This is a genomic window from Pseudomonas reidholzensis, assembly GCF_900536025.1.
GTDB classification, from domain to species: Bacteria; Pseudomonadota; Gammaproteobacteria; order Pseudomonadales; family Pseudomonadaceae; genus Aquipseudomonas; species Aquipseudomonas reidholzensis.
The window spans coordinates 54,121-67,390 of record NZ_UNOZ01000037.1; the positions used below are offsets into that span (position 1 = coordinate 54,121).

The 13,270-nt window shown below is 67.6% G+C and carries 6 protein-coding genes; 2 read left to right on the forward strand and 4 right to left on the reverse strand.

What is annotated here, in order from left to right:
* Positions 1–77: 77 nt before the first annotated feature.
* Both CCOS865_RS25595 and pbpC read right to left on the reverse strand, forming a co-directional pair.
* Complete coding sequence (locus CCOS865_RS25595; RefSeq protein ID WP_119146140.1) at positions 78–1,709, reverse strand: collagen-like triple helix repeat-containing protein; 1,632 nt, start codon at positions 1,707–1,709, stop codon at positions 78–80.
* Positions 1,710–1,943: 234 nt separating this feature from the next.
* Positions 1,944–4,298: a peptidoglycan glycosyltransferase PbpC gene (gene pbpC / locus CCOS865_RS25600; protein WP_119146142.1), complete on the reverse strand. Its 2,355-nt coding sequence runs from the start codon at positions 4,296–4,298 to the stop codon at positions 1,944–1,946.
* Between the two features lie 59 nt (positions 4,299–4,357).
* Between pbpC and CCOS865_RS25605 the strand changes: the two genes are divergently transcribed.
* On the forward strand, positions 4,358–4,651 hold the full coding sequence (locus CCOS865_RS25605) for a hypothetical protein (RefSeq protein WP_119146144.1): 294 nt from the start codon (positions 4,358–4,360) through the stop codon (positions 4,649–4,651).
* A gap of 100 nt (positions 4,652–4,751) precedes the next feature.
* Here the strand turns inward: CCOS865_RS25605 and CCOS865_RS25610 are convergent, their stop codons facing one another.
* Positions 4,752–9,653, reverse strand: coding sequence for an alpha-2-macroglobulin family protein (locus tag CCOS865_RS25610; protein WP_119146146.1), 4,902 nt, complete (start codon positions 9,651–9,653; stop codon positions 4,752–4,754).
* A 256-nt stretch (positions 9,654–9,909) separates the two neighbouring features.
* On the opposite strand from CCOS865_RS25610, the gene CCOS865_RS25620 reads away from it, so the two are divergent.
* Positions 9,910–11,250: an MATE family efflux transporter gene (locus tag CCOS865_RS25620; RefSeq protein WP_119146148.1), complete on the forward strand. Its 1,341-nt coding sequence runs from the start codon at positions 9,910–9,912 to the stop codon at positions 11,248–11,250.
* Between the two features lie 42 nt (positions 11,251–11,292).
* Here CCOS865_RS25620 and speA read toward each other — a convergent pair whose 3' ends face one another.
* Positions 11,293–13,206: an arginine decarboxylase gene (gene speA / locus CCOS865_RS25625; protein WP_119146150.1), complete on the reverse strand. Its 1,914-nt coding sequence runs from the start codon at positions 13,204–13,206 to the stop codon at positions 11,293–11,295.
* Between the last annotated feature and the right edge of the window lie 64 nt (positions 13,207–13,270).

Genomic DNA, 13,270 nt, shown 5'->3' on the forward strand with positions numbered 1-13,270 from the left:
GGATGTTCACATGCAGCGCCGCCTCCAGCGCGGTACAAGCTCGCGATAGAGGCGGACAGTGACAGCGTAGCCTGCTCTCAGCGTTGGCCACCTCCCAACGCACCAGTCACGCCACTGAGTACACCACCGAGCCCGCCCTGGGCTGTCCCGCCGTTGACCAGCGTACCGGCCTCGGCCACCGTGCTGCCGAGCGCCCCCACCGTGGCGCCGACCTGGCTGACCACCGGGTTGGCGTTGCCCAGTTGCGTACCGACATCGCTCACCGCGCCGCCCACCTGGTTCAGCACACCGGCCAGCGGCGCACCGACGCCCGTGCTGGTGCCGACCTGCTGGGTGACGCTGGCGACACCGCTGACCACTGGGGTCAGGCCCGTACCCACTTGCTGGGTGACCGCCGCCAGCGGTGCACCCGCCGCGGTGTTGGTGACGCCGTTGCCGCCCACCACCGTGCCCAGCGACGCCACGGTATTGCCGACCTGCGCGGTGGTCGCCCCGGCGACGCTGACCACGGGGTTGCCGCTACCCGCATCCAGCCCGCTGCCAACCCCGGCGACCACGCCGCCGACGGTTTCCAGCAGGCCTGTACGAGGATCCCCGGTGGTCGGTGCCAGGCCGCTGGTGGTGCTGACCGCACCGCCGAGATTGCTCACCAGTTGGCCGACCGTATCACCCAGCGGGTTGCCCGCATCCGCGCCGGCAATCTGCTGCCCGGCCTGGTCGAGGGTGCTGCCGACCTGGTTCAGGGTCTGATTCAGCGGGCCGGCCAGGCCGGTCTGCTGGGTCAGGTTGGCCGTCGTGTTCTCGACCAGCGACACCACCGGCACCAGCGCATCGCTGAGGCCTTGGGTGGCACCGGCCAACGGACCCGTGGTGCCAACCGGTGTCAGGGTATTGCCGAGCATGGTCACCACCTGGCCGACCTGATCGACGCCCTGCCCGGCCACCGCGACCACCTGATTGACCACCGGCACCTGCTCGACCGCCGTGCTTTGCGCCAGGCCTTGCAGCCCCTGCCCCAGGCCCGAGACCCCGGTGCCGACTTCGGCGGTGGCGCTGCCCACCACACCCAGCGTGGTGCCCACGGCGTTGCCGCCGGTGCCCAGTTGCCCGAGCCCTTCGCTCAAGCCAGTGCCAACGTTGTTGAGGGCATCGCCGGTCGACGACACCAGCGAGCCGACGCCACCGGTCAACGAGGTGTCGCCCGCGATCGGCAGTGAGCCGATCTGGTCACCCAGGTTGCTGACGCCGGTACCAATGCCCGAGACGGTGCCGCCGACTTGATCGACCACCTGACCGGTGACGGTCACTACGGGTGTGCTGCCACCGCCAGTACCGCCATCACCGCCGCCTGGGGTACCGCCGCCCGGTGTGCTTCCGCCACCGCCGGTACCGCCGCCGACCGTGCCACCACCGGTGCCGCCTGTACCACCCGTACCGCCTGTACCACCGCCGGTACCCCCTGTCCCCCCCGTACCGCCACCGGTACCGCCGCCTGTACCCCCCGTACCGCCCCCGGTGCCGCCCGTACCGCCGGTGCCATCCGTGCCACCGTCGCCACCGCCACCCGTGCCAGCGCCGGCATCCGGGCTCGCCGAAGAGCCGTCGACATCGCTATGACTGCCACCACCGCCACTGCTGCAGCCGGCCAGGCCCAACGACATGACCAGCGCCAGGGCTGTTGTTGCTTTGATCAACGCTTGAGTATTCATGGGCGACTCCGCGACTGCTTGTTGGTGAACACGCGATCTGCCCTTCCGTGGGTCGCGTATTGCTTCAGTCAGCAGTGAAACGCCGCCGGTTCGTGGTCAGCAGCCCACAAGTTGGTATTAACGCCACGGTATGAGCGCCGAACCCCTGAAAAACCACCGGATAATCAATGAGCTGCAGATAGCCATCGGCCACCGACGCGAAGGTGCTAACACCATTCGACTATCACCTGTGGCTCACTCGCTGACCTGAAACTCCACCCGCGCGGTCTCGCCGCTCTCGTCCAGTGCGCTGAGTTCGATCCGCCCGGCCTGCTCGAAACGCACCAGCAGGCTGTCCTGGCCGCGGGTCTCGCCCACCGGCTGGCCATTCAGGAACCACCAGCGCTGGCCGCCTCCGCCCAGGGCCGAGACATACAGCTGCAAGGGCTCGCGACTGGTGGCGGGGCGGCGCAGGTTATCCCCGCCACGCACCCCGACGATCGACAGCGGCGGCGCGCTGGCGGGCACCTGCGGCGGGCAGCTCGGGTCGATCGCCGGCAGGCGTGCGGCGCGGCGCTCCACGCGCGCCAGCCAGGGTTCCAGCGGCGCCGGCCAGAGGACGATGTCGCGGGGCTTGGCGCCGGCGCAGCTGGCATCGACCCGCAGCCCCTGCGGATTGACCCAGACCGTGTCGCGCAGGCCCATACCCAGCGGCTGATCGGCCGCCTGCAAGGTCGGCGGGGTGGTGCCGTCGAGGGTCCAGGCAAATCGCTGGCGCCGGCAGTTGGGGTCCTGGCGGTTCATCGGCTGGCCCAACGGCCAGCAGACTGCGGCCACGCCCACCGAGGCCGGCACCTGCTCGACCGGCGCACTGATGCCGCGCTGGCTGTCGCGGTTACTGAGCAGGTCGTGCACCTGCAGCATCAGCGGCGCCGCCGACGCCAGGCCGAACTGGCCGGGCACCGGCGTGCCATCGGGGCGGCCGATCCACACGCCGATCAGGTAGCGCGGGCCGACGCCAACCGACCAGGCGTCACGAAAGCCATAGCTGGTGCCGGTCTTCCAGGCCAACTGCGGGCGCTGCACCAGTTCGGCGTGGGGGTCGCGGTCCGGGCGCGCCTGGCCGCTGAGAATCCGCCGGATGATCCAGGCCGAGCCGGGCGACAACAGCCGTCGCTCGACCAGTGGGTCCTGCGGTTGCAGGCGGATACGCGCACTGTGGCCACTGCGCGCCAGGGCCGCATAACCACCGACCAGATCCTCCAGACGACTGCCTGCGCCACCGAGGATCAGCGACAGGTTGGGTTCGGCCAGCGGCGGCAGCACCAGCGGCATGCCGCCCATGCGCATCTGCGCGGCGAAGCGCTTGGGGCCGTAGGCTTCGAGCAACTGCACCGCCGGCAGGTTGAGCGACAAGGCCAGTGCGGCGCTGGCCGAGACCGGGCCGCTGAAGCCCATGGAGAAGTTGCCCGGGCGGTAGTCGCCATAGCGTCGCGGCACATCCTGCAGCAGCGACTCGGAGTGGATCAGGCCATCGTCCAGGGCCATCGCATACAGGAACGGCTTCAGGGTAGAGCCGGGCGAGCGCAGCGCGTGGACCATGTCGACATGCCCGAAGCGGCGCGCGTCGCCCAGCTCGATCGAGCCGAGGTAGGCGCGCACGGCCATGGTCTGCGCATCGACCACCAGGATCGCCGCCGAGGTGCGCTCGGGCAGGCGCGCACGCCAGCCCAGCAGCAGGTCCTCGAGGCGCCGCTGCAACGCGGCATCCAGCGTGGTGCGGATCAGCGGCGGGCTGTTCGCGGTGTTCAGCCGCCGGGCCAGCAAAGGCGCCAGCGCCGGCTCCTGGCGCGGGGCCAGCAGCAAGGCTTCCTCACGCGCCTCGCGCACCCGCTGCTCCGGCCATACCTGGTAATCGGCGAGGCGTTGCAGGACTTTGTCGCGGGCCCGCTGGGCACGCTGGGGATGGCGGTCCGGGCGCAGCCGGCTGGGGGCTTGCGGCAGCACCGCGAGCAACGCAGCCTCGCCCGGTGTGAGGTGTCTGGGCGACTTGCCAAGGTACGCCCAGCTGGCCGCAGCGACGCCCTGCAGGGTGCCGCCGAACGGCGCGCGGTTGAGGTAGAGCTGGAGGATCTCGCGCTTGGACAGGTGCCATTCCAGCTGCAGCGTGCGCCACAACTGGCGCGACTTGCCGGCCAGGGTGCGGTCGTGCGGCTCGAGCAGGCGCGCCACCTGCATCGACAAGGTGCTGCCACCCGACACCACGCGGCCACCGCGCAGGTTCAGCCAGGCGGCCCGCGCCAGCGCCAGCGGGTTGACCCCTGGATGGGTGTAGAACCAACGGTCTTCGTAGGTCAGCAACGCCTCGAGATACAGCGGTGAAACTTCATCGGGGCTGACCGGATAGCGCCACACGCCATCGGCATCGGCGAAGCGCCACAGCGGTGTGCCGTCCTCGGCCAGCACCACCCGCGCCAGGTCGTCGGCCGGCATCGGCAGCGGCCACAGGCGATCGGCCAGCCACAGCAGGGCGATCGCCAGCAGACTGCCCGCGACGATTGCGCGCAACACGCGCCCCGCACGGCTGCGTGGGCGTATTAAGCTTGGCATGGGGAACCGACCTGGCCAGGTGATGGCCAAAGCCTAGGATTGATCATCAGGAAGCGACTATGCATGTAGAAGGTTTTTTCGATTGGCTGGGCCAGGCACTGGGGTCGTTGATCCGCATCATCGTCGACGCCTTGAGCGGGTTGTTCAACCTGCTGGCCAATGCCGGCGGCAACTTCATTGATGGCCTGGCGCGCACCCTGGGGATGGACACTTCGCTGGTCAGCATCCTGGCGTTGATCGTCGGCCTGATGTTGCTGTACTCGGCGATCCGCGCCTTCATGCGCGCCTCGATCATCCTCGGGATCATCTGGCTGGTGCTGGGGTTGTGGGTGCTGAGCTGGATCATTCACTGAATCGACTGCCCGTAGCGTCAAATTCGAGCGACTGATTCTGCTCCAGCATCCCTGGGGGCGCGTTGCGCCCCTTTCGCGACACAAGGCCGCTCCCACAGGGCTAGCGCGCCTTGACCACCATCTCCCCTTGGCTCTCACCCACCGCCTGCAGGTTCGGTCGGTACATCGACTCCACCTGCGGTGGCGGTATCCGGTAGGTCCCCGGCGTCACCGCGCGGGCCAGGTAGAGCAGGTGGGTGGTGCCATAGCTGTCGAGCTTGAGCGCCGCCACGTAGCGGTCATCGCGGTATTCCTGGTGCACCACGCTGGCGTTCTGCATCGACTCGCGCCATTGCTTCACCGCGCTGCTGGCGTTGTCCAGGCTGGCCGCGCTTTGCGCCAGGTTCTGGTTCTCCAGCTCCAGGCCGGCGGGTAGCAGGTCGACCACCAACGCATCCGGCACCTGGCTCTGCGCCTTGAGCGCCAGGTGCACCAGTACCAGATCGCCGCTGCGCAGGTTGCGCAGGTCCAGGTTCTGGCCGTTCATGCCGAGGAACTCACGGCGAATCTCCAGGCCATTGCCACTCGGCGCTGGCGCCTGGCGCGGATACCCCGAGAGCGTCAGCTGCTGGTAGAGCGTCTCGCTGCCTTCGTTGTGCACGGTCAGTGGCGAGGCCAGCAACGGCCCTTCGAGCTTCATGCCCGACTCGGCATTATTGAACTCACGCACCTCACCGGCACTGTCCAGGCGCGCCTGCCATTTGCCTTCCGGCTTGCCCAGCAGGCCGCGACCGGCGAGGAACAGCGCATTGCGCTCCTGGGTCGACAGCCAGCGGTTGGCCGCCAGCTCGTCAGACAGGGCGAACAGGCGCTGATCGACCTGATTGCCGGCCAGGTTGTTCTCCTGCAGCAGCGCCAGGATCAGCGCCTGGTCACGCACGGCACTGCCATAGTCGGCCATCCAGCCATTGCTGCGGCTGATGCCCAAGCCAGCCTGCAACGCCTGTTGCGAGCGCGGCTTGTCACCCATCTTGTCCAGCGCCACCGCCAGTTGCACCAGCGGCAGGCCCGAGCGGGCGTCGCTGCGCCGTTCGAACAGGGCACGCAGGGCACCCAGCGGCGCCTGCTGACTGCGCGCCAGCACCAGGGCGGCGTAGGCCTGCACGGCAAAGCGGGTGTGCTCGGCGTTCTGGCTGTAATCGACCTCGATCAGGTTTCGCTCCTGCAGGTACCGCAGCAGGCGCTCGTTGGCCTTTTTCAGCGCCTCGGCCGGCACGCCATAGCCCTGCTCGCGGGCGCGCAGGAGGAAGTCGGTGACATAGGCGGTCAGCCAGTACTCTTCCTCGCTGTCGGCGCTCCACAGGCCAAAGCCGCCGTTGTAGCGCTGCATGCCCAGCAGGTGCTCGATGCCCATCTCGATCTTGCGCTTGCGCACCTCGGCGGGCTCGCCCTTGATGCCGAGGCGCTTGAGGCTTTCGGCATCGGCGTAGAGCGACGGGTAGAGGCCGCTGGTGGTCTGCTCCAGGCAGCCGTACGGGTAGGCTTCAAGGGCACGAATCTGCTCGGCAAGGTTCAGTGGCGGGCGGCTCGACAGGGCCAGGCTGGCTTCGAGGCCAGCGGGTTCGAACTCGGCCAGGTCGCTTTCCGGCAAGGTCCAGGGTTGATCCTTGAGCGCCACGCGGTAGTGCTTGAGCATCGCCGGGTAGGCCGGGCGGATGCCCAACGTCCATTCACGTTCGAAGGCAGTCGCGGCCTCGCCCGGCAGCTGCAGGCCGTTGACCCGCACATGCACCTTGCCCTGGCCGAGGCCACCTTGGGCCTGGACCGGGATCAGCAGGGTGCTGCGCTGGCCTTCGGCCAAGGTCACACGCTGCTGGTTGGCCGCGGCCAGGTCCAGTTGGCCTTCGGTGCTCACGTCGACGGTCAGTTGCTGGGCCCGCCCGGACAGGTTGGCCAGGTCCAGCGCCAGGTTGGTGCGGTCGCCACCGGCGAGGAAGCGCGGTGCCGACAGCTCGGCAATCAGCGGTGCGGCGACCACGGTCTTGCCCTCGGCCATGCCGAAGTGCTCGTCGCTCCACGCCTGCGCCATCAGGCGCAGCTCACCGTTGAAGTCGGGGATGTCGACGCTGGCCTCACCCTCGCCCTTGTCGTCGAGGGTCACCGGCAGGCTCTGCTGGGCAACGATGGTGACGGTGGTGTTGGGGCGCTTGCCGCCTTTGGCCATCGCCGCATCACCACCGAACGCCAGGCTTGCCAAGCGACCCTGGCCGGCTTCGATCAGCTGGCCGTAGATATCCAGCTGGTCGGCGCCGTAGGCCTTGCGCCCAAACAGGCTGGCGAACGGATCAGGCGTCTTGAAATCGGTGATGTTGAGGATGCCCACGTCCACCGCGGACAGCAGCACATGCACCTGCTTGGGCACGCTGCCATCGGCGTTGACGGCCTTGAACTTGACCGTCAGCGGTTGCTTGGGGCGCATCTTGTCGGCGGCCTGCAGGGTCAGCGCGAGCTTGCGCTCGGCACGGTCTAGCGGCAGGTGCAGCACACCGACGGCGCGTTTGGGCGTGGCGTTGGCCTTGCGTTCACCCGGGCGAATCACCAGGGCACTGATGTACAGGTCGTGGCGCGCCCATTTCTTGTCCAGCTGCACATCGAAGGTCTTGCCCTCGGCAGGCACCTCGATCTCCTGCCACCACAGCGGGCCATCGCTGGACTCGACCATCAGGTAGCCGCTGCCTGCGGCAGGCGGGGTAACGGTGACCTTGGCGGTGGCGCCATCGCCATACGACGGTTTGTCCAGCGCCAGCTTGACCTGGTCCGGGCGCACGGCACCGCCTTCGGCGTTGTCCTGGGCGCGGTAGCCGGCCCAGAAGCGCGCGCTGGAAACCAGCCCGGTCTGCGGGTCTTCGACCTCGACCCGGTACGGGCCCCACTCGACCTGGAAGTTGAGCTTGGCCGTGGAGCCGGCCTTGACGCTGACGGTCTCCTCGGTCTGGGTCAGGTACTTCTCGTTGTAGTTGTAGCTCCAGCCGTCACTCTGCGAGTAGTTCCAGTAATAGTCGCGGCGCTCACGCACCAGGCGCACCTTGAGGTTGTCGGCGGCGAGCTTCTTGCCGTTACGGTCGGCCACCAGCACTTCGAATTCAACCGGGCCATCGCCGTCGGTTTCCTCGCCATCGAACAGCCCACGCAGGCCTGGCAGGCGCTCGGCGGGCCAGATCGGTTGCTCGAGGCGGCGGGTGATCGGCCGGCCACCGGACTCCTGCAGGCTGGCCTGGACGGTCAGCTGCAGCGGCGAGCGGGCTTCGGCCCAGCGGCTCTCGATGTCGATGCTGGCCTTGCCGGCCTGGTCGAGGGTGACCTCGTCCAGCTCCAGGTCCTGGTTGAGTTCGGTCTCGGTGATCGAGCCGAACTGGTACCCCGGCAACGCTGGCACCGCTTCGCGCAGCGGCCGCACATAGGCCTGGCCGCTGAGGCGGTTGCCGGCCGCCGGCGCGCCGTACAGGTAGCGGCCGTTGACGGCGATGGTGGCGGTTTCATCCGGGCTCAGCGGCGTGTCGCTGCCCTTCAGTTCAAGGGCCAGGCGCTCGGGCAGGAAGTCTTCGACGAGGAATTCGTAGACCTGCTTGCGCCCACCGCCGAGGTCGAGCAGCAGCTGCCAGCGACCGGTTGGCGCTTCAGTGGCCAGTTGCAGCTGGTATTGGTAGAGGCCATTGGCGTCGGCCTCCCAGACAAACTTGCGGCTGACCTGCTCATCCGGCCGACGCACTTCCACGTTCACCGGCTGGGCTTTCAGCGGCTTGCCGTCCTGGTCGCGCAGCAGGCCGTTGAGCAGCACCGTCTCACCCGGGCGGTAGAGGTCGCGCGGGCCGAAGATGAAGAACTGCAGCGGATTGGCCTGCGGCCCGGTGATGTCGAACTCGGCCAGGTCCAGCGCCGCGGTGTTCAGGCGCAGCAAGGTGGTGTGCACGCCTTGGGTGGCGATCAGGGTGTCGGCCTTGGCGGTGATCGGCAACTGGGCATGGCCATCGCTGTCGGTCTTGGCCTGGGCCAACAGCTTGCCCTTGTCGTCGTGCAGCTCGAGGTTGACGCCGTTGAGCGCCTTGCCGCCTTCCAGGGCCTGGGCGAACACGTCCAGGCGATCACGGTAGCGGTGTGCCGAGACGCCGATGTCACTGAGGGTGAACAAGGTCGCTGGCTGCGAGTAGTCGTAGGTGCCGGAGGCGCGCATGACCGCCAGGTACACGCCGGGGTCCTGCAGCGGCTTGATCCCGGCGATCGGCAGGAGCACGGTCTCGCGGGTGTTGCGCGCTGGGTTGAGGTCGAAGCGGCCGCTGTAGACCAGTTCGGCCATGTCCAGGGTTTCCTTGGACTGGTAGTAGTACAGGCTGCTGTTGCGGCCCCAGTTGACCAGGAAGGTCGAGAGCATCTCCGGCTTGACGCGGAAGAATTCGACATCGACCTTGGCGACGTTGAGGGCGATCACCGGCAGGCCCTCGGCAAGCCGCGTGGGCAGCAGCGAACCGCGGCTGGCGAAGCCGATGGTGGGTTGCATGTCGCGGGTTTCCAGGCGGCTGACCGACTCGCTTTGCAGCGCGTTGCCGTTGACTGCCAGCAGGCCCTTGTCGAGGGTCAGCACCAGCTTGCGCTGCGGCTCGAGGTGGCGCAGGCGCAGTTCCATCTGGTTGTCGGAGAGTTCCCAGGCGCCGTCGACCTTGCCTTTGACGGTGTCGACCAGGTGCACCTTGCTGGCGAAGTCCTGGTTGGCGTCCAGCGGCGCGGAGAAGCTGATCGACAGGGCGCTGGCACCGTCGAGCTGGGCCTCGGAGACATCCAGCACGGTCAGCTCGCGGCCTTCGTAGCGCTTGGCGAGGACGGCTGGGTCCTCGCGTTTGGCCGGCTTGGCTTCGACGGGCGCGGTGGCGGGCGGTTTTTCTGCGGGTGCCGGTGTGTCCTTGGAAGAGGAATCACAGGCACTGAGCAGGGCCAGCGCGCAGGCCAGCAACAATCCTTTGTTGAACATGGAGAGGGAACTCTTCGGCAGCGTGTTCTTGAGGGCACAGACTATAGCGCAACGGCGGGCGGCTTACCTGGCGCTGCGCGGCAAGTGAGACCGTGTTCGCGCAGAAGGGTTGCCGGGCCGGTAGAATGCGCCACCCAATAGCAGTCATCTGTGCCGGCCTCTTCGCGGGTAAACCCGCTCCCACAGGGTTGCGCGCCATCCTGTGGGAGCGGGTTTACCCGCGAAGAGGCCGACACAGGCGCCATATGGAGTCACCATGCCCGCTCTGTCCGCCGACTGGCGCGATCGCCCTACCCACCGCAAGGTCTGGGGCCTTGCCGCACCGATGATCCTGTCCAACATCTCCGTGCCGCTGGTGGCCCTGGTCGACAGCACGGTGATCGGCCATCTGCCGCACGCCCACCAACTGGGCGCGGTGGCCGTGGGCGCGACCCTGTTCACCTTTATGGTCGGCCTGATGGGTTTCCTGCGCATGGGCTCGACCGGCTTTGCCGCCCAGGCCGCCGGCCGTGCCGACGGCGCAGCACTGCGTCAGGTGCTGGTGCAAGGGCTGTTGCTGGCCGTGGCCTTCGCGGTACTGATCGGCCTGCTCGCCCTGCCCTTCAGCCAGCTGGCCTTGCAGGCGATGGCGCCCAGTGCCGAGCTGCAGCAGTCCACTGAAGCCTTCTTCCACACGCGCCTGCTGGGCTTGCCGGCGGCGCTGGCCAGCTACGCGCTGGTCGGCTGGTTCCTGGGCACCCAGAACGCCCGCGCGCCGCTGGCCATCCTGCTGACCACCAACCTGCTCAACATCGTGCTCAACCTGTGGTTCGTACTGGGCCTGGACTGGGGCGTGATCGGCTCGGCGCGGGCGTCGGTGATTGCCGAGTGGAGTGCCGCGCTGCTCGGCCTGGCCCTGACCCGCCCGGCGTTGCGCGCCCATCCCGGGCAGATCGCCTGGGCCGCCTTGCACCGCTGGCAGGCCTGGCGACCGCTGCTGTCGGTCAACCGCGATATCTTCCTGCGCAGCCTCGCCTTGCAGTTGGTGTTCCTGCTGCTGACCGTGCAGGGCGCGCGGCTCGGCGAAGCCACCGTGGCGGCCAATGCCTTGCTGCTCAACGGCCTGCTGCTCACCGCCTATGCGCTGGATGGCCTGGCGCATGCGGTCGAGGCCTTGTGCGGCCACGCCATCGGCGCGCGCGACCGCGACACCCTGCGCCGTTCGCTGGTGGTGGCGGGAGGCTGGTCGTTGCTGACCAGTGTCGGTTTTGCGGGGGTGTTCCTGCTGGGCGGGCACCTGTTCATCGACCTGCAGACCGATATCCCCAGTGTGCGCGAGGCGGCCTATCCGTACCTGCCGTACCTGGCGGTGTTGCCGCTGATTGCGGTCTGGAGCTACCTGCTCGACGGGCTGTTCATCGGTGCGACACGGGCACGAGAGATGCGCAATGCGATGTTGCTCAGCGTGGTCCTGGCGTTGCCGGTCGCCTGGATGGCGAGCGGGCTCGGCAACCATGGGCTGTGGCTGGCGTTTCTCGGATTCATGGGATTGCGCGCGGTGACGCTGGGATGGGTGGGCTGGCGGATGCAGCAGAAAGACGAGTGGATGCGGCGATGAAACCTGGGGCCGCTTGGCGTCCCCAGGGTTTCAAGAGAGCACTTACGACGACAAGTACGAAGACCGGGTCAGCCCCAGGCGCAGCGCGTCCAGGTACTGGGTGCGCTCGCGGGCGCTGATCTTGGCGCTGGCGACCTTGTCACGGTAGTGGGTCATCAACTCCTCCGGCGACAGGTGCACATAACGCAGCATGTCTTCGATGGTGTCGTGGGTCTCGATCCCGGCGTGGTACACGCTGCCGTCGGCGTTCTGGTAGATGTTCACCGAGTCGGTGTCACCGAACAGGTTGTGCATGTCGCCCAGGATCTCTTGATACGCACCCACCAGGAAGATCCCCAGCAGGTAGTCCTCCCCCTCGTTGATGCCATGCACCGGCAGGCTGGTCTCGATGCTCTGCTCGTCGACGTACTGGTTGATCTTGCCGTCGGAGTCGCAGGTCAGGTCCTGCAGCACCGCACGGCGCAGCGGCTCTTCGTCGAGGCGGTGCAGCGGCAGGATCGGCAGCACCTGGCCAATGGCCCAGGTGTCCGGCAGGCTCTGGAACACCGAGAAGTTGCAGATGTACTTGTCGGCCAGCTTGTCGTTGAGCTCGTCGAGGACCTGGCGGTGCGAGCGCTGGCGGGCCTTGAGCGAGTTGTGCAGGCGTCGGCAGACGGCAAAGTAGCACTGCTCGGCGAGGGCCTTTTCAGCCAGGGTGAGCTTGCCGTCGGCGTACTGCGCGGCCACGTCGCCCATGTAGTGGGTGGCGCGCCAGTAGGTCTCGGTGACCATCTCGATATCGGTCGGGCCGAGCAGGTCGACCAGCCACTGCACGGTCTCGGGCAGGCTTTCCTTGTTCTCGATCAGCGGCACTTCGTCGTTGTGCTTCTCGACGTCGGTCACCTGCACCACCAGCATCGCGTGGTGCGCGGTCAAGGCGCGGCCGCTCTCCGAGAAGATGTGCGGGTGCGGCAGGCCCTGGGCGTCACAGAACTCCTTGAGCATGCCGACCACGACCGCAGCGTAATCGTCGATGTCGTAGTTGATCGAGCTGGCGTTGCGCGAGTGGGTGCCGTCGTAGTCGACCCCCAGGCCACCGCCGACGTCGATGTGATCGACCGGCAGGCCCAGCGCGCGCAGCTCGCCGTAGTAACGGATGGCTTCCTTGAAGCCGTGCTGGTAGTCGGCCAGGTTGGCGATCTGCGAGCCCATGTGGAAGTGCAGCAGGCGGATGCCCTGGTCCAGGCCGGCCGCGCGGAAGCGCTCGACCACCGAGATCAACTGCGCAGCAGACAAGCCGAACTTGGACTTCTCGCCACCGGTGTCGGCCCACTTGCTCGAGGCCAGCGACGACAGGCGCACGCGCAGGCCAACCTGGGGCTTGACCTTGAGGTCGGCGGCCTCTTCGATCACCAGGGCGACCTCGGATTCCTTCTCGATGACGATGAACACGTTGTGGCCAAGCTTCTGGCCCATCAGCGCCAGGCGAATGAACTCACGGTCCTTGTAGCCGTTGCAGACGATGGTGCCGCCCTTCGGCGCCAGCGCCAGTACCGCCAGCAGCTCGGGCTTGGAGCCGGCTTCGAGGCCGATCGAAACGTTCTGGGTGGCGATGATGTTCTCCACCACCGCTTCCTGCTGGTTGACCTTGATCGGGTACAGCGCGGTGTACTCGCTCTGGTACTCGAGACGCGCGATGTTGGCGTCGAAGGCACCGGTCAGCTGGCGCACGCGGTCCTGCAGGATGTCCGGGAAGCGCACCAGCAGGGGCAGCGACAGGCCGCTCTGGCGCAGCTCGTCGACCTGCTCGAAGAGGTCGATCGGGGCACTTTGCGGGCCGTTGGGGCGCACTTCGACGCGCCCGGCTTCATTGATGGCGAAATAACCAGCGCCCCAATGGCGGATGCCATAAACACTGCGGCTGTCGGCCACGGTCCACTGGCTACCATCGTCTTTGCGTGTGCGTCGTACGGACATTCAAGTCCCCTGTAGAAGTCGAAGACACTGCCCCGGCAAGGGCCGCTGGCAGTGTAGAAACGGA